This is a genomic window from Streptomyces sp. NPDC026538 (assembly GCF_055567535.1).
Map to the genome: position 1 here is coordinate 418,262 of NZ_JBVHQG010000004.1, position 18,087 is coordinate 436,348.

Here is an 18,087-nt window from a genome sequence, read left to right on the forward strand (position 1 = left end):
CACCGCCACGATCGCGACGGATCCCGCATCTGTCCGTTCCGTCTGAAAACCTGCCGCGCGGCGCGTCGCCGGTCAGGGCCGCGCCCTGTGTGCAAACGCGGTCACCAGGGAAGTCTCCGCGCTCTGCCTGGTTCGGCTTCGGTCAGCCGGTATGACGGTCGTGAACAGTTCGCCCGGCAGCCGTGACCACCCGCCGGATGGCGCCCCAGCCCGGCAGCCGCCCGGCGGGCGCGGCGCCCGGCCGATGGCGGGGAACCCGTACCCGCAGCGTTCGGGGACTGATCCGGCACCGCACGGGAGCCGGCAGGGTGACGGCTTCACCGTCCAGCCCGACGGGGACGACCGGGACGCCGGCATCGACGACAACCTCCTCAGAGGTGGCCAGACTGGTCAGGCCGTGCATCTGCCCGTCCCGCGGGCGGGCGGCCGTCTCGGCGGGCGTCTCCGCCCGGGCGGCCAGCACCCCCAGGAGCCCGGAGTCCAGCTGCGCACGCCTGCCGAGCCCGGCCGGGTCACCCACCCGGTAGGGGTTGTTGCTCACCAGCACGGCATCCGGCCGGTCCACAGTGAGCGGCCCAGCGCGTACCACCAGCTCCGGGCCCGCATGGCGGGCCAGGAATTCCGGGAGGATCCGTACCACGGTGCCGATCTTGTCGTCGCGATACGCCGGGTCCTGCACAAGAGCGGCATAGGCACCGAACGAGACGTTGTTGACGAACACTCGCTCGCCGGCGAACCCGAGATCCACACACATCTCCACGCCGTCCGTGAGGGCCTCCAGCGCGGCCGCAGGGTCCTCACGGTCCAGACCGAGGTCCATCGCGAAGTGGTTGCGCGTACCGGCTGGAACGACCACGAAGGGAAGACCCCTCTCTGCGGCAACCGCGGCGACAAGTGCCTGCGTGCCGTCTCCGCCGGCCACCCCCAGCAGATCCGCACCGTCATCCACCGCGCCCCGGGCGACATCCGCCAGATCCTGAGGGCGGGAGGGATCGAGCAGGAGAACCTGAGCCCCCAACGCACGGGCCCTGTCCGCGATCCGGAACCGGCTCGCCTTCCCTCCTCCCGAGCGGGGATTCACGATCAGAAACGGCCGCCGCGCGGCCGTCACCGGTCGGAACGCGTTCTCGGTCACGGCAAGCACCGACAGGCCGCGTTCGTCAGCCCGGCGCACGTCACGGTCACCGGCGCCGACACAGCTGCCGTCACCACGCCCGCTGCTGACTGTGCCGTCCGCCACCGGCACGGGCCGGCGATCGCACCGTCCACCGCCTCCATGACGTCTCCACCGACAGTTGTGGCCCGCGGCACCGGCCCGGTCGCCTTGATGACAGTTCTCACGAGTGGGGGGTGATGACGGCGCGGCCTTGGATCTTGCCGTCGTGCAGGAGCTGGTATGCGTCGTTGGCGCGCGCCAGGGGGAAGTGTTCGACCAGCATCTTGATCTTTTGCTGCTGTGCGAGGGTGATCACTTCCATCAGTTCGGGAAGGGAGCCCCAGTAGGGCGAGGCGACCGAGCACTCGTGCGGCGGGCTCGAGAAGTTGACGGGCAGGGCTCCGCCGCCGAGACCGACGATGGTCAGGTGGCCGAGCACCCTGGCCATCCGCACAGCCATGTGCAAGGTCGGGTCTATGCCGACCATGTCCAGCACGAGCTGAGCGCCCTGCTGCCCTGTCATGTCCTGGATGCGCGTGACCGCCTCCTCGCCCGAGAGCAGCACCTCGTCCGCGCCCATGCGCTGGGCGGTTTCCAGCTTGCCGGCATCGGTGTCCACGGCGACGACGGTGGTCGCCGCGCTGAGCGCCCGCACCATCTGGATGGCCATCTGGCCCAGACCGCCCACCCCGATCACCACCGCGGTCGAGCCCGGCCCCAGCAGGTGCACCGATCGCTTGACGGCGTGGTAGCTGGTCAGCCCCGCGTCGCTGAGCGGGGCGGCCTGGCGGGGGTCGAGGGTGCCCAGCGGAATCAGGAATCGCGCCGCCGGGACCAGCAGGTACTCGGCCATCCCGCCGTCGTGACCGCCCCCCAGGCCCCCGCCCTGACCACTGACCGTCTGGCAGTAGTTCTCCCGGCCCTCCCGGCAGTTGGCGCACACCCCACAGCCCCAGGGACTGTAGACCATCACCGGGTCTCCAGGCGCGAACCCGGTGACCCCCGGTCCCAGCCTCTCCACCCATCCCGCATTCTCATGGCCGAGCGTGAAGGGCAGTTCCGTGAACCCGGGTGGTGGTCCGGGTGCCTCCATGATGTGCAGATCCGAGTGGCACGCACCGGCACCCCCGACCTTCACCAGGACCTGCCCAGGCCCTGGCTCGGGCACCGGCACCTCGCGCAGCTCGGGCGGTTGCTGCCATCCGACCAGTTGAAAAGCCCGCATAGCGATCCTTTACACACGCCGAGTCAGTCGCGGATCCCGTCGATGTCGACCAGGACGTGGCGCGGGCCGCGGAAGATCTGGTTGTGGCGGTACGGCGGGGGGTCCTCCACGAGCCGGGGGTTTTCCACTCGGCGGACGAACTCGCCGACCGCGACCTGGACCTCGAGCCGCGCCAGCGGAGCGCCGAAGCAGAAGTGGATGCCCTGACTGAACCCGAGGTGCTGGTTGTCCCGGCGCTCGAGGTCGAGCTCGTCGGGGTTGGCGAACCGCTTCGGGTCGCGGTTCGCCGAGCCGTACGCCAGGAAGATCGGCGCGCCCTTCGGGATGGTGGTGCCCGCGATGTCGATGTCCTCCACGGCGGAGCGGGTGTGCCAGAACTGGACCGACGACTCGAAGCGCAGCAACTCCTCGACCCCGGGCACGATCAGCCCGGGCCGGCGGCGCAGCTTCTCGAGCACGTCGGGGTGCCGCAGCAGGGTGAGCACGCTGTGGGCGATGAGATTGACCGTGGTTTCATGCCCGGCGAAGATCAGGAGCAAGGCATTGCTCACAAGCATGCCCTTGGACATCCCTCCCTCCGGGCCGTCCTCGTTCACCATCGCCGAGAGCATGCCCGGGCCGGGCTGCCGGGCGTACCGGTCGAGCAGCTCAGCTGCGAACTGCCCGAACTCCTGCACGGCCTGGCGCCCCCCGGCCAGTCGGCTCTGCATCTCCTCCGAGGCAGCCTCGGGGCCGAAGTCCAAAGCGTCCAGGGCCGTCTCGATCCAACTGTGGAAGCGTGGCTCGTCTTCCAGTGGCACGCCCAGGACCTTGCAGATCACGGTCACCGGCAGGGGGTAGGCGAACTCGTCGACGGCATCGATCCGGGACTTTCCCTGCATGGCGTCCAGGAGGCCGTCGACGATGCGGCGGATCTCCGGTTCAAGGTCGGAGATCAGGTGCGGGGAATGGGGCGGGCCGACGAAATGCGGCGTCATCGTCCGGCGATCTCGATCGTGCTCGGGTGGATCCTGGGTGATGATGTTCGGCTCCAAAGAGATGACCGCCTCCGTGATCGGCTCGGACTCCGCCTGCGCCGAGCCCTCGGCCGGGGTCGCAACCGGGACGGGGAGCTTCCTGACATCCGAACTGACCCGGGGGTCGTGCAGCAGCGCGACGATCTCCCGGTAGGTACTGACGACGTAGGTGCCGTCCGGCTGCCGCGCCACCGGTGTCCTGCGGAGTTCGTCGTAGAACGGGTACGGATTGGCGCGGTTGGCGTAGCGGAGGGCCTGCTGCCAGGGCGTTTCCTCGACCAAGAGACTCCCCTCCTTCTTCCTGTCGATGCTGTCCGCTTGCACGCCCGACCCGCCGGGCGCGTCAACGAGGGCAAGACCGGAACTCGGCGCTCCGCTCGCTCGGGTCGTGACCGGTCAGGACGACGTCGGGGATCGCCGTCGGGACGCCTGGTGGCGGGAACTCGGCCGGGATCGGCTTCATGTCGGGGGGCTGGTCCCAGCCCGGCGGCGGAGGCGGGAACGGACCCGAGCGCTCGATCAGCTTCCCGTAGTACTCCAGCCACTTGCCGTGATCGAAGGTGACGGCGGCGACGATGCGGCCCCGGCGACCGTAGGCGGCGGCGAAGTGGCGCTCCTTGACGGACCCCTGCGAGAAGACGATCTCGTCGCCGAAAGGCGGCACCCCGACGGACTTGATGTTGACGCCGAACTGACCGAACCAGAAGCCGGGCAGCAACAGGTGCGGGCGATAGTGGGGCTCAAGGTTCACCATGTTGTGGGCCGCGACCTCGGCGCCGAGAACGGCATTGTCCCAGTGCTCCATCGCGAGGAACTGGTACTCGTACAGCACGTGGGGCGCTCGCGCCACGTCCCCTGCCACGTAGATGCTGTCGGTGATCACGCCGTTGATGTCGAAGGCGCGGCCGCCGGCGTCGCAGCCGACGCCCCAGAAACCGGACGCCAGCCCGGCGCCCTCCAGCCATTCCACGTTGCGGATCGACCCCAGCGAGGCCACGACCACGTCGGCGTCGATGGTGGTTCCGTCCGATAGCTGAGCACGGCGCACGTGTCCGCCGGAGTCGCCCTCCAGTGACGACACGCCCAGCCCGCAGCGCAGGTCCACGCCGTGGTCGCGCTGCATCTCCGCGGCGATCTCTCCGATCACCCCGCCGAGCGCGCCGACCAGCGGCGCCGAGCCCCGCTCGACGACGGTCACCGGGAGACCGAGTTCCCGGCAGACGGAGGCCACCTCCGAGCCGATGAACCCGGCCCCGATGACCATGACCCGCGACGGCGGCGCGGCCAGCGCCTTTTGCAGCTGTGCGGCATCATCACGCGAGCGCAGCGTGTGGACGCCGTCCAGGGCGGCCTCGTCCCGGTTCGGCCACCGTCGCGCCCGGGTGCCGGTGGCGATCAGCAACCGGTCGTACGGGATCTGTTCGCCGTCGGCCAGGCGCACCTGCTTGGCGTCCCGGTCCAGCCCGGTGGCGGCCACCCCGAGCCGCCACTGCGCATTCACCTCTCGCAGACGGGGCAGCTTGGTGTGGTCGGCCCGCACCCAGCCTTTGAGTACCTGCTTGGACAGCGGGGGACGGTCGTAGGGCTCGTACGGCTCGTCCCCGATGATGGTCAGAGGCCCGGTGAAGCCCTCCTCACGCAGGGCTTCGGCGGCCCGCAGTCCGGCCAGGGACGCACCGACGATGACGATCCGGCCGTTGGCTCTGAACTCGCGCACGAGCTCCGCGACCGTTGCCTGCACGGTCATGACGCCGCGCTTCCCTCGGCGCCGTCCAAGCGGTCGATCACGATCGCCTGGACCGGACACGCCACAGCGGCTCGCTCAACCTGCAGGCGCCGCTCGTCATCGGGGTTCGGCTCGTAGGTGAGGGCCTCTTGGCCAGTCAATCTGAAGACCTCGTGCGCCAGATACACGCACTGTGCGTATCCCTGGCACCGATTCAGGTCCACGGCGATCCGCATGGGCGGACTCCTTCCGATCTGCCACCCAGCTGTACAGCCCACCCCCGTCGCCCCCCGCCGACGTCACCGACCGGGCACCCGTACGTTCGATCTTCCTCGCCACGGCGGCACCTGCGCGGTGACGCTTACCGCCGGTGAGCCTCACGGGCCGGAGGCCACGGCCACATCCGATGGCGCCGGCATCAGGGTGCGCCCAGCTTCGTTCTTGATCACTGACCGGTTCGTGCACGTCCCGTGGGGCTTGCTTCCGGAGTGCCTGCCTGCGGGGACGCGACCACCATGATCATGAGCGTTTATGGAGACAGTACGGGCGGGCCTGGGGGCACGCAGCATGTCGGTACACACATCCCGGCTTGGCTATCTGCCGGCCGGCATCTTCCGCGTTGTGCTCCGCGCGCTCCACGGCATGCTCGGTTCCTCTGCCCGCTGTTCCGCCTCGTGCCTGTTCGACCGCAGCCGACAACTGCTCCCGGTTCTCGCTGATGGCACTTTGCACCTGCTCTTGCGCGTGCTTCGCCCGATCCGTCAAATGGGTGATGCGGCCCGTTGTCTCCGTCATGACCCTGTCTTTCCGATTGCTCGAAAAAGGGTCCTTATCAACTCCAACACATAGGTCAGGAGGCCGCCACACGGGTGGCGACACGGACCGTTCCCAGCCGGTCGCGTTCCCGGAAGCGGGGTGCTTTTTGAGGGTGTCCCGAAGCAGCTGTTCGAGTTCGGGCTGGTCGAACATGTTGGCCTGGGGAAAGCCCTGCCAGCCGTAAGGGCTGTCGCGCAGGAACTCGGCCAGCACCCGGTGGGCGCCGTCCCGCAGCCGCATGCCGCGGGCCGGACGGGAGATCGCGCCGAACATCTCATGGATGCCCATGGCCTGGACGATGCGGTGCACCTCGTCTTCCAGGTGGACGGCGCGCGGCAGCGGATACGGGGCGCGGTGACGTTCCAGGACCAGGACGGACACGCCGTGGCGGGCGAGGAGGGTGGCGGCGCTCAGCCCGGCGGGCCCGGCACCGATCACCGCGACGGGCACACGCTCAGAGGTGGTGGCTGGCGGTCACTTGCCAAGGGCCTTCATCAGACCGAGCAGACGGGCGCGGTCGATCTCGTTGTCCTCACGCAACGCGGAGATCGCCCGCAGGAGCGCCCCCGGCGAGGGGGTCGTACCGAGGAAGTCCCGGGTGGCCGGCGGGCCCCACTGGGCCAGACCGGAGGCGGACATGGCGGCCCAGCCGGGTTCCAGCGTGTTGTCGAAGACGTCGCCGTCGGCGTAGTGCTCCACCATGAAGCGGTCGGGGTCACGCCAGTAGTCGAAGATCTGGCTGCCCTGGATGTGCCGGCCGATGCCCCAGGAGTGGTGGTAGCCGCGCTCGCGCAGATACTCGCCGCCGGCGGCCAGCACGTCGAGGTCGGCGACCTGATAGGCGGAGTGGACATAGCCCGTGTCGGGGCCCAGGTGCATGGCCAGGGTGTGGTGATCGGCGGGCTCGCTGCCGCGGTCACAGCGGATGAAGGCCATGGTGGGGCCACGGTCGCGCTGCCCGTCCAGGTAGAGGAAGTCGCTGACGATCAGGCCGAGGTGCTGCAGGTACCAGTCCAGGGCCCGCCGGAAGACCCGGGTGGAGAGCACCAGGTGCCCCAGACGCTGCACCTGGGAGGGCGTGCGGGGAGGGCGCTGGGTGGCGTTGATACGGGCGGCGGTGGTGGTGCCCGTGTTGAGGACGAGGGGTTGTTGCAGCGGCTGTGCGGGCTCCTCGGTGACGCCGTGCACGACGCGGACCGGGATGCCGGAGGGGTCGTGCAGGTCCACGGCACGGCCTCCGCCGTACTCGGTGAGCGGTCGGACCTTGTGGCCGGTGGCACGGGCCAGCCGGTCGAGGTCGGCGATGTCGGCCGCCTGGAAGGCGGGGCCGATGAACCGGGAGCCGGGCCCGCGGCGGATCACCAGGCAGTGCGGACCGGCCATGGCGCCGCGCAGATACAGGGCGTCATCTGTACGGGCGGCGGTGGTGAACCCGAAGTCGTGGGCGAAGGTCTCGGCGCGGTCGAGGTCGGGCTTGGTGAACTCCAGCCAGGCCAGGTCGACCACCTTGATGACGGGCTGGGCCGCGCGGCCGGGGTGCTCCCCGCGCAGGGCACCCTGTTCGCTGTGCAGGCCCTGGTGGGCGTCGGCGGCGGGGACGGGGATGGATGTCGGGTCGTTCATGGGGATTCCCTTCCTGTGGCTCCACGACCTGTGGGGGTGAGGGTGGGACCCGGCCCGCCGGTTGCGGCGTCGATCGGCGGGCCGGGTGGCACGGCAGGTGAGCGGTTCCTACCGTGCGAGCAGGGTGTCGAGTGCGGTGGTGAGTTCGGCGGCCGGGTCGGTGGCCGTGCCGTGGGCGCGCCAGCCGATGAAGCGGTCAGGGCGTACCACGACGGCGCCTTGCGGCGTGTGCCCGCGGGCGGCGGTCCAGGTGGAACGCAGGTCCCGGTAGTCGCCGTCGAGGTGGCCGATACGGATGGCGTCCAGCGGCAGCCCGCTCTGGGCGGCGATCTTCTCGGCGGCTTCGCACCAGGCCTGGCCGTCCTCTCCGGCGATCAGCAGGAAGCGGCCGGGGCGGACCAGGCGGGCCAGGGCCACGCGGTGGCCGTCGAGGTCTTCCAGCCAGGCGTGGGGCAGCGGGTGTCCGGGGCGGGCGGCGGGCTTGTAGATGCGGATGGGGTCGGGGTTCTCAGGTGCGGGGGTGCCGTCGGGGACGACGGCGGCGGAGTCGTAGGTGTAGCCGAACTCGACGGCCAGTTCGTTGAACTCCGCGGACTGGGCGGCCACGGTGGCCAGGAAGGTGCGGCGGAAGTCGGTGTCGGCGGGGTCCTCGCTCCACAGGCGGCGGGCTTGGCGCCAGTTCTCCTCCTCGTCGGCCCCAGGCCCGCCGCCGAAGAGGGCGTTGATGGCGATGTGGTTCATGGCGTTTTCCAGCGAGCGCTGGACGTTGGTGGCGTCCGCCGGACGCCGCTCGGGCTCGTAGGTGTCCAGCAGGGCGTCGCCGGCATGTCCGTTCAGGACGGCGGCGATCTTCCAGGTGAGGTTCTGGACGTCGTGCATGGCGGAGGTCAGGCCGAGGCCGCCGGTGGGCGGGTGGCGGTGGGCGGCATCGCCGGCGATCAGGACGCGGCCGGCGCGGTAGCGGTCGGCGACCACGCCCTCCAGGGACCAGCGGGAGATCATGTGGACCGTCAGCTGCTCCTCGGTAAGCCCCAGGGCCGTGCGCAGGTCGGCCAGTACGGACTCGTCGTCCAGCGCGCGGCCGTCCTCGGACCCGTAGTTGACGTGGAAGACCCACTCCTCGGACTCCGGTCCCCAGTGGTCGGGGCCCATGGGCACGAGCACGCCCGGGATGCCGAGGTCGGGCAGCCACAGCCAGCGGATCAGCACGTTGGGGTCGGTCGCCACCTGGGACAGGTCGGCGGAGATGTGGAAGGAGACGACGCGGGCGAGGTCGCGCACGCCCTCCTGGACGATGCCCACGGCGGGTCCGACGGTGCGGCCGCCGTCGCAGCCCAGCAGGTAGCGGGCCCGGACCTGGTAGGTCTCGCCGGTGTCGCGGTCGGTGATGGTGGCGGTGACGCCCTGGTCGTCCTGGGCGAGTTCGGTCAGTTCGTGGTGGAAGCGGACCCGGCCGGGCGCGAGTTCTTCGGCGCGGGCGCGCAGAACCGGCTCCAGGCGGATCTGGGGCAGGTTGGCCTGTCGCTCGGGGCTGGCCGCGAGCCACTCCGGAGAGTTCCCGCCGGCTCCCCAGGCCTCCATCATGGCGACGCGGCGGCCGTACTCCTCATGGTCGCCGGCCAGGCCGACGTACCAGGCGGTGTGGGACATCTGCTCGGCCGGGGTGGAGGCGGCGTAGATGGTGTCGGCCGTGTCGACGTCGCGCATGACCTCCATGGCGCGCTGGTTGAGGACATGGGCCTTGGGCAGGACGGAGGTGCTGGGCCAGGCGGTGACCAGCAGGGACTCGACGCCGATGCGGCTGAGCAGCATGGAGGCGGTGAGTCCCGCACCTCCGCCGCCGACGATGAGGACAGGGACGTCGATGTCGTTCATGGGTACTCCGTGGGGTGTCGCGGCTCGGGGCCGGGGCATGGGGCGGCTCAGAAGAGGCGGGGGAACAGCGCATGGGCGTTGTTCCGGTCGATGGCGTGGTGGCTGCCGGTGTCGAGGCCGGGACAGCGGTCGTACTCGCCGGTGAAGAAAGCGACGGCGAATCTCGGGTGCGAAGGGCCGGCCGGTTCCGAAGAGCATCCGGTCGGGGCGGGCGAAGGCCCAGCAGGCCGGGCAACGCCGAGGGACTGTCAGGCAGGGCGGTGTCGAACCAGAAGTTGCGCAGGTCTTCGAGGATCTCCTCGTAACCGCGGCCGGTCCGGGCGACCAGGGCCGCGGTGATCCGGTGAGCGACATAAGGGAGGAAACCGCCCGTGTGGGACAGGGTGATCTTCAGGTTGGGGTAGCGGCGCGCGACGCCGTGCGGGAGCGGGTGGGCCGCCGCGCGGGGTGGCGTCGAGAAGGAAATCCGCGGCGAACAGGGGCGGTTCTGGCACGGACGGTGCGGGAAGTGACGAAGTACCCGAACCGGTCGGGGCGGTGCTCGACGACTTCCGCGCCGCACTCGTTGACCCGCCGGCCATGGCAGCCGCCTCGGCACCGTCACCCAGCCGGGTGCCGGGGGTGGACAGGGACAGCACTGCGGTTTCGACGGCGTAGGTGTCCATCAGGGCGATGGCGTGCTCGGGGCGCTGTGGCAGTTCGCGGCGGCCGGGAGCGTGGATGCCCTTCGGCTTCGGCCAGCACGTGTAGGCCGGGGGCAGCAAATGCTGGTGGACATCGATGCGTCTCATGGTGGTGCTCCTCCCGGTGCCCAGCCGGTCCCGACGGCCGGGCGGTCACGGCCGCGCGTGCTGACGGTGCGGCCACGGGGTGTGGGCCTGCTGGCCGCCGGCCAGCAGGACGAGATGGGCTGCGGTCAGAGCGCCCACGGCGGCGGCCGGCAGGCAGCGGGCGGCCGGGTCGCCGCTGCGCAGGTGTACGACGACGGCTCCGGCCATGAGCAGAATCAGGCCCGCTGCGGCGGCGGCACCCAGCGCGGTGATCCGCAGGCCGGCCAGCAGCCCGGCTGCCGCCGCCACCTCCAAGGCGCCCAGCAGGCGGTGGTGGGTGGTGGTCATGCCGACATGGGCTGCGGCCTGGCGCATCGCGGGCACTGCCGCGAGCTTGGCCGCTCCCAGCAGGAGGAAGATCGCTGCGAGGAGGACGGCCAGGACGATCGTGGGGGTACTCATTGAGGTGCTCTCCGTGCGGGCGGAAGGGAATGGCTGGGGGTCGTCCGAAGGCGGGTCGCCGCGGCCCGGGTCAGACGACGGGCCGGGGGGCGTACTGCCAGTCGAGGACGTACCGGTCGAGGGCCGCGGTGACCTTGCGCCGCTCCGCCTCGTCGGCAGGGGCGGGCACCGTGACGTGGACCCCTCCGTCGTGCGGCCGGCACAGGATCCGTTCCGGGTCGCAGTGCGCGCCCTGGGCGGTCAGTTCGGCCAGGACCGCGCGGCGGGTGGCGTCCAGGCGAAGGCCGAGCTTGTAGGGCTTGCCGACGGCGGTGAGCGGGATGGCGTCGATCACGATCACCTCCCGCGGGGCGGCGGCACGCTCCGGGGCCCTTTCGGTGGCCCAGGTGAGCAGTTCGGCCGGGTCCACGCGGGCGCCGGGAGTGAGGGTGACGTAGGCGACGGGCACCTCGCCGGCGTGCGGGTCGGGGCGGCCCACCGCCGCGGCGGCGGTGACCTCGGGGTGGGCCAGGAGGGCGTCCTCGATCGTGGCGGGGTCGATGTTGTGGCCCCCGCGGATGATCAGGTCCTTGGCGCGGCCGGCGAGATGGATGAAGCCGCCGGCGTCGATGCGGGCCAGGTCGCCCGTGTCCAGCCAGCCGTCGCGGATCTTCCCGGCGATCTCCAGGCGCGGCCCATGGACGGTGTGCTCGGCGACGTAGCCGGCGAAGACCACGGGGCCGCTGACGGCGAGGACCCCGGTGGCCCCTGGCGGCAGGTCGTGCCACTCGCCGGTGTCCGGGTCGATCCGCACGGTCTTGACCTGCTGGTAGGGCAGGCGCCGGCCGAGGGTGCCGGGCCGGGTGTGCCCGGGCAGGCCGAGGGCGGAGGCGCAGGTCGCCTCGGTCAGCCCGTAGCCCTCGCACAGCGGGATGCCGGTGTGCTCTTCGAAGGACGCCCGTACGGCGGGCGGCAGCGGGGAGGCGCCGACGGCGGCGAACCGCATGCTGGAGATGTCCGCGTGGACGGGGACGCGGGCGAGGACTGAGTACACGGTGGGTACTGCCGACATGGAGGCGATGCGGTAGTGCTCCACCAGCTTCCAGAACAACCCGTACAGCTCGGGATCGCGGTAGCCCAGTGGCCCGGCCCACACCACCTGCTGACCACGCAGCAACGGGCCGAGCAGGGTGACGATCAGAGCGTTGACGTGGAACAGCGGCAGTCCCGCGAACATCACCGAGTTCTCGTCGAGGGGAATGCTCGCGGCCACCATCCAGGCGTCGACGACCTCGTTGGCGTGCGTGTGCGCGGCCAGCTTGGGAGTCCCGGTGGTGCCGCCGGTGTGGAAGTAGGCGGCCAGGTCGTCGGCGGCCGGGGGCTCTATGTCCACCAGCTTGTCGGCGGGATGGGAGGCGGCCAGCTCGGCGAGGTAGCCCACGCGTGTGCCCTCGACGGGTTCCAGAGCGGGAGCGGGGCCGTCGGCCTCGGTGGGGGCCAGGGCCAGCAGCGCGTCCAGGCGCAGCGAGGCGGCCACCTGCCGGGCCGTGGCCCACACCTGCGCGTCCAGTTGCGGACCGGCGGCGACGAGCACGCGCACGCCGCCGCGCCGCAACAGCTGCTCGACGTGCTCGGACGCCAGGCTTGGATTCACCGGTGCGGCGATGCCCGCGGCTTGCGCGGCCAGCAGGGCGGCGGGGAGTTCCGCCGTGTTCGGCGCGAGCAGCCCCACGGCGGCGCGGCGGGTGACGCCGAGCGAGCGCAGCAGGTTGGCGGTGCGATGCACCTGGTCGTGCAGTTGCGCGAAGGTCACGGAGGCGGGGCGCAGGAAGCGCGCGGCATCCGGGAGCACCGCCATAGCCGGACGGTCGGGCCACAGGCGGGCGGCGCGGAGCAGGGCATCGTAGGTGGTGGCGGGCAGACCGCGTTCATGCAGCGGGACGGCCTCGACGGCGGTCAGGTCCGCGGGGCTGTCGCAGGAGGGCCACAGCAGGTCGGTGGGTGTGAATGTCACCGGTGCGCCTTTGCAGGGTGAGGAATGGGGTCAAGTGGCCGGCCCGGTACGGGGGTGCCAGGCCGGCCGGTCCCGGGCGGGGGTCCCGGGAGTCGTCAGCGGGCGCGCACCACCGTGCGCTGCTCGCCGAGGTCGAGTACGCCGTCGTCGGTCGCAATGCGGGCCGTGACGACGTCGCCGTCCTTGAGGTAGTCGGGGTTCGCCTGCTGGCGGGCGAAGAACTTCTGCCAGCGCTTGTGCGGGGGCAGCAGGGCGGCGAGCGTGGCCAGGAGCTTCCCTGGTGACTTCAGCGCGGTGCCGCCAGGCGTTCCGGTGAGCAGGACGTCACCGGGCTGCAGGGTCTGGAAGCGGGCCAGCAGGGTGAGCGCCTTCGCGGGCCGGACGATCATGTCCGTGGTGGTGCGGTCCTGCCGGGTGGCCCCGTTGACGTTCAGCGTGAGCCGCAGGTCCGGCAGGCGGGCCAGGCCGTCGGCGTCGACCAGGAGCAGCCGGGGGCCCAGCGGGGTGAAGGTCGGATACGACTTGGACTCGTAGAACTGCGTCTTGGGCAGCTGCACGTCGCGAGCGCTGACGTCGTCGGCAACGACCAGCGCGGCGACGTACTCCGCGAGGGTGGAGTCGGTGACCTCGGTGCCGACCGGCAGGTTTGCGCCCATCACCAGCCCGAGCTCCACCTCGTAGTCGAGGAAGCGCACGTGCTGTGGACGCACGATGTCCTCGTAGGGTCCGCTGACGGACCCGGAGGCCTTGCGGAAGAAGGCGGGCGGGACGGTGTCCGGGTCGAATCCGGAGTCCACCGCGTGGGAACGGTAGTTGACCATCTGCGCCACCACCCGGCAGGGGGTGGTGACGGGCGAGAGCAGCTCGGCTTCTCCAGCGGAAAGCCCCGCGTCGGGGTCGGCCGCGGCGCGGTCGGCCGCCTCCTGCACGGCCAAGCGTTCGGCGAGCAGGCCGCCGGTGGTGTCCGCATCGGTGTCCACGCGGTGCAGCCGTCCTCTGCCGCTCTCCACCCACCAGCCGTCTGTGGTGCGGACGACCTGGATACTCATCGGCTCTCCTGAGTCCTGGACAGGCATCGACCGGACTGCTCCCGCGAGCAACCTCCGGTCACTAGTGATGGAAGAATCAGTCCAGATGGCATCCTCGTCAACAGCCATCGGTGCTGATGTATTCATCAGCACTGAACTACTGGGCAAGGTGGAGCGATGAGTACCGACCGACAGGGCGGGGCCGACAGCAGGACGCCCAACCACGCGCCAAATCGCCTGGACCGGCGCAAGGCGCGCACGCGAGCCGCGCTGGTCGCCGCCGCGCAGCGGTTCCTGGCCGAGCAGGGGCGGGCCGACGTGAGCATCCAGGAGATCACCGAGGCGGCGGACGTCGGCTTCGGCTCCTTCTACAACCACTTCACCAGCAAGGACGAGCTGTTCGAAGCCGCCGTCGCCCTCACTCTGGAGCAACACGGCACACTTCTGGACTCCGTCACGGGAGGCCTGAAGGACCCGGCGGAGATCTTCGCCGCCAGCGTCCGTCTGACCGGCCGCCTGCAGCGCACCCACCCGCAAATCGCCAGAATCCTCGTGCGCACCGGCATGCCCTACTTGACCTCCGACAGCGGCCTGGCCCCACAAGCGATGCGGGACCTGCAGGCGGCCGCCGACAACGGACGGCTGGAGATCGACGACGCACGCACCGCGGTCGCCATGGCCGGCGGCGCCCTGCTCGGCGTGCTCCACCTCCTGGAGACCAGCCCCGACCTCGATGCCGAGCGCGTCACCGACCAACTGGCCTTCCGTCTCCTGTGCATGTTCGGCATGGCGCGCGCCGAAGCACAGGAGATCGCCACCCGACCCCTGCCATCGCCGCCCGCGACCTGACATGAGCGAAAGACAGATGGCAGTAGGCACGGCCTATACACCGGCGCAAAAGCCCTGAAGCCGCCCACCAACCACAACGCGCGCCGACGGGGCAGCACACGAGAAGACATACCGGCCGCACACGCCGGGGCTTCGAGGAGCCAACCACCACCGCCGTGCTGTCGGCAAAGCCGACCTCGCCGGCTGACTCGTCCGCGACCGGTGGGTGTGTGGGTCCTAGCGCGGCTCACACCGACGGCAGCAGCGAGTGCGTACTGCTGTAATCGTGCTTGTCGGAGCTCTCAAGAATCTTGCCGACAGCGAAGTCGAGCAGCATGGCGATCTGCCACTGCACGTCGGCCGCTTTCGGGCACCCGGAGCTGGTGGGTGAGGCCGACAAACACGCGCAAGGCCGCCATCTGCGAAGGAATGAGTTCCACCAGCTGCCGGTCCGCGCCCGCCTCACCGGGCGAGGACTCGGCCCGGGCGCGGGACTGGCCGTAGGCAAGGGTGTCGTGGCCGTACGGGGTCCCACCGCACGGGCCGCCCTTCCAGAGCCGACAGCAACACGGAGCTGTCCCTGCCATTGCAGGCGCGTGCTGCCGCCGGTCCGGGTAGACGATGAGCGGACTGTCGGTGAATCACGACGCTTGCTCCCGGAGACGGAGCGGTCTGGTGCAGGGCTTCGTCGCTCGGGTTGTCGGACAACCGACCCAATCCCAGAACTATCCCGACCTACCTACCTGGCTGCAGTGGGAGAGGTTGTTCGGTCCAGACGGTCTTGCCGTCGGAGGTGTAGCGGACACCCCAGGTCTGCGCGAGCTGCGCGCAGATGAACAGGCCCCGTCCGCCTTCGTCGACCGTCCGGGCATGGCGCAGGCGCGGTGCGAGGGCACCGGTGTCTTGGATCTCGCAGGTAAGAACGCGGTGCTTGATGATGCGCAGTCGCACGGGCGGAGAGCCATAGCGGACGGCGTTGGTCACCAGTTCGCTGACGATCACTTCGGTGGCATACGCGGTCTCGTCGTCCACTCCCCATGTGGCCAGCTGCTCTCGGGCACGAGTGCGCGCCGTGCCGGCGGCCGAGGGATGGTGGTCCAGATGCCAGGTGGCGACCTCGTCGGCGGGAATGGCGTGGGTCCGGGCCAGGAGGAGGACGGTATCGGTGGAACGGTCGTCCCCGCGCAACCGGTACAGGGCGTCATCGCATATCTCCTGCACGGGGCGCTCAGGGCGGTCCCCCAGCACCTCCCGGAGGGAGTCCACCTTGCCCGGGTGGCCCGATGGGCAGGAAGACAGGAGGGAGACGGTGTAGACGGCGAGGACGCTGCCCTCGGCGACGCCAACCGTGGTGGCGGCAAAAGGCGGTCCTTCGGTACTGCCCAGCGAAGGTCCACTGGGGTGATCGAAGATCTCGGCGGTGCCGTCCGGGTGGGTGATCACCGGTGGGGGATGGCCGGCCCGGGCGATGGTGCAGGTGCGGGCAAGGGGGTCGTAGACCGCATACGCGCAGCTTGCGGTGAGCGGCTGATCGCGCAAGGGATCACCGGTGGGAAGCGCAGCCCGTTCACTGGCCAGCCGTGTTGCGGTGTCGTTGAGGCGTGCGAGGAGTTCGTCGGGGTCCACGTCGAGGGCGGCCAGGGTATGGATGGCGGTCCGCAGCTGGCCCATCGTGGTCGCGGTATGGATGCCCTGTCCGGCAACCTCGCCGACCACCAGCGCGGTACGGGCGCTCGACAGAGGGAAGATGTCCACCCAGCCGCCCGCTCCCTGGTTGCCGGGCACGAGCAAGGAGGCGGTTTCCACGGTAGAGTCCGAGTGCCGCCATGGCGGCAGCAGATGGCGCTGAATGGTTGTGGCGATCGAATGCTCGCGGGTGTAATGCCGGGCGTCATTGATGCACAGGGCCGTATAGTCAGCCACTTCCTTGGCGAGGGCGACATCCTGTTCATCGAAGCCACCAGCGCGCTCCGTTCGGTACAGACTGATCAGTCCGATCACGGTGCCGTACAGCGTCAGAGGCATGACGAGAAGTGCGCGGACCCCGGAGGCGCGGATCGCGCGGGCACGCAGGGGGTCGGCCGCCAGCCAGGGCGTGTCAGGACCTAGGGAGACAACGCGAGGCTTGAGGTCGGCCAGAGTTTGTGCGTAGGGGGTCGGGAACGGCAGGGCGCGCACGTCATCCACCGGATGCGCCTGCACCTGCTGCTCGACATCCCCGTGCCGAAAGGCCACGCGGCGCAACGGGACACCCTGATCGAGAGGAGCGAGCGGGGGCTCCTCACCCCGCACCACGGCATCCACCACTTCCACCACGGCGGCGTCTGCGAAGCCTGGTACGAGGGCGTCGACCAAGCCGCGGCAGGTGGCCAACACGTCGAGGGTCTGTCCCACCCGCTCCCGTACCGAACCCCAGACACCCAGACTGGCAAGCGCTCGCTCACGGTCGCCGGCAGCAACCAGCACTGCCGCCACCCCCAGAATCGCACCGTGCTGGTCCTTCAAGCGGAATGCCGAGATGTCCATGCTGCGCGGTCGGCACGAAACACCCCTGGGAGACACGTACACCACGCGCCCGGGGAAGGGCGCCCCGCTGTCCAGCACCGCGCGCAGCATCGCCTCCACCTCGCCGGGGGGTGAGAACTCGTAGGCATCGGTGAGTCGGCGCCCAAGGATCCGTTCCAGGGTCCCTCCGCACATCGTCTGTGCGGCGGTGTTCGCCACCGCTATCCGCAACCCCGTGTCCAGAATGCACAGGCCAACCGGCACCTGGGCGAACAAGGACTCAAGCACCACGGTGCCTCGATCAGGCGCCGGCGCTCCGTTCGCCGGCGCCTGGAAGAGGCCCCAGGTCAAAGAGCCGTCCTGACGTGGCAGGGGCCGCACCCGCAAGTCTTCGGCGACAACGTGGCCGCTCGCGTCGTACAGCGCCACTCCATCTCGGCCCGGCTCCGCTTGCTGGTCAGCCACAGCTGCTGTGCGGGCCAGCCAAGGCGTGATGGACCGCCCGAGCACCTCATCCGCTCCAGGTCCCAGTAGTGTCACTGCCTGGCGACTCAACTGCACCACGATGCCCGAGCCGTCCACGACCATCAGCGGATCATCGCTTGCCACGGCAATCACCTTCCTCCCCCTCCCAGCCTGCCCTTACTCTTCCTTCGGCGCGTCTCGGCCAAAGCCGCAACCGGCAACCCGACCCCGATGGTGTCCCGCGTGATGGCGTAAGCGATCACTGTGCGGGGGTGCGCGGGCGGGTGCCCGGGGCGTGCATCCGGTGACGGCCTCCGATCCCTGCGCACAGGGCGGGCCACCGTGCAGCTCTCCGTGCTGAACGAGCAGTTCAAGCGAGAGGAGTACGCGATGGCTCTGTCCCAGTCTGACCTGATACGCCTGCTGGCGGGGTCTGCTCTGTGAACCACACCCGGCGCCCCTGGGCGGGTGAACCATACGAAGAGCTCACCGTCTCCCGCACAACAACGTAGGGAGCTCTTTCGGATCAGCAGGAGCACCCTCACGAACGCCTTCCGCGACGTCCGCCCGCTGTTGGAAGAGGACGGGATCGTCCTCAC

The 18,087-nt window shown here is 70.3% G+C and carries 13 protein-coding genes; 1 reads left to right on the forward strand and 12 read right to left on the reverse strand.

Features of this window, described 5'->3' with window-relative positions:
• Positions 1-142 precede the first annotated feature (142 nt).
• The 11 genes from ACZ4N4_RS18960 to ACZ4N4_RS19010 form a co-directional block, all read right to left on the reverse strand.
• Entirely contained in the window at positions 143-1,246 is a 1,104-nt protein-coding gene (locus ACZ4N4_RS18960) for a diacylglycerol/lipid kinase family protein (RefSeq protein ID WP_467589992.1), read from the reverse strand.
• Positions 1,247-1,337: 91 nt separating this feature from the next.
• Complete coding sequence (locus ACZ4N4_RS18965) at positions 1,338-2,381, reverse strand: NAD(P)-dependent alcohol dehydrogenase (RefSeq protein WP_467589995.1); 1,044 nt, start codon at positions 2,379-2,381, stop codon at positions 1,338-1,340.
• A gap of 23 nt (positions 2,382-2,404) precedes the next feature.
• Positions 2,405-3,679 (reverse strand): cytochrome P450, encoded by a 1,275-nt coding sequence (locus tag ACZ4N4_RS18970; RefSeq protein ID WP_467589997.1) that lies wholly within the window; start codon positions 3,677-3,679, stop codon positions 2,405-2,407.
• A 61-nt stretch (positions 3,680-3,740) separates the two neighbouring features.
• Positions 3,741-5,144, reverse strand: a complete 1,404-nt coding sequence (locus tag ACZ4N4_RS18975) for an NAD(P)/FAD-dependent oxidoreductase (RefSeq protein ID WP_467590000.1) — start codon at positions 5,142-5,144, stop codon at positions 3,741-3,743.
• Positions 5,141-5,359, reverse strand: a complete 219-nt coding sequence (locus tag ACZ4N4_RS18980) for a ferredoxin (RefSeq protein ID WP_467590002.1) — start codon at positions 5,357-5,359, stop codon at positions 5,141-5,143. The genes ACZ4N4_RS18975 and ACZ4N4_RS18980 overlap by 4 nt, the downstream gene beginning before the upstream one ends.
• Positions 5,360-5,642: 283 nt before the next feature.
• Positions 5,643-6,389, reverse strand: a complete 747-nt coding sequence (locus tag ACZ4N4_RS18985) for an FAD-dependent oxidoreductase (RefSeq protein WP_467590005.1) — start codon at positions 6,387-6,389, stop codon at positions 5,643-5,645.
• Between the two features lie 24 nt (positions 6,390-6,413).
• Positions 6,414-7,562 carry a VOC family protein gene (locus ACZ4N4_RS18990; protein ID WP_467590008.1) on the reverse strand — a complete coding sequence of 383 codons (1,149 nt, stop codon included), beginning with the start codon at positions 7,560-7,562 and terminating at the stop codon, positions 6,414-6,416.
• 108 nt (positions 7,563-7,670) lie between these two features.
• Entirely contained in the window at positions 7,671-9,437 is a 1,767-nt protein-coding gene (locus ACZ4N4_RS18995) for an FAD-dependent monooxygenase (protein WP_467590010.1), read from the reverse strand.
• A gap of 836 nt (positions 9,438-10,273) precedes the next feature.
• Positions 10,274-10,669 (reverse strand): DoxX family protein, encoded by a 396-nt coding sequence (locus tag ACZ4N4_RS19000; protein WP_467590012.1) that lies wholly within the window; start codon positions 10,667-10,669, stop codon positions 10,274-10,276.
• 70 nt (positions 10,670-10,739) lie between these two features.
• Positions 10,740-12,662, reverse strand: a complete 1,923-nt coding sequence (locus tag ACZ4N4_RS19005) for an acyl-CoA synthetase (protein ID WP_467590014.1) — start codon at positions 12,660-12,662, stop codon at positions 10,740-10,742.
• Positions 12,663-12,757: 95 nt separating this feature from the next.
• The gene (locus ACZ4N4_RS19010) at positions 12,758-13,711 is read right to left on the reverse strand and encodes a fumarylacetoacetate hydrolase family protein (protein WP_467590017.1); all 954 of its coding nucleotides are present in this window, start codon (positions 13,709-13,711) and stop codon (positions 12,758-12,760) included.
• 156 nt (positions 13,712-13,867) lie between these two features.
• Here ACZ4N4_RS19010 and ACZ4N4_RS19015 point away from each other — a divergent pair, with 156 nt between their 5' ends.
• Positions 13,868-14,539: a TetR/AcrR family transcriptional regulator gene (locus ACZ4N4_RS19015; RefSeq protein ID WP_467590019.1), complete on the forward strand. Its 672-nt coding sequence runs from the start codon at positions 13,868-13,870 to the stop codon at positions 14,537-14,539.
• 714 nt (positions 14,540-15,253) lie between these two features.
• Here the strand turns inward: ACZ4N4_RS19015 and ACZ4N4_RS19020 are convergent.
• Positions 15,254-17,632 carry a SpoIIE family protein phosphatase gene (locus tag ACZ4N4_RS19020; protein ID WP_467590023.1) on the reverse strand — a complete coding sequence of 793 codons (2,379 nt, stop codon included), beginning with the start codon at positions 17,630-17,632 and terminating at the stop codon, positions 15,254-15,256.
• Between the last annotated feature and the right edge of the window lie 455 nt (positions 17,633-18,087).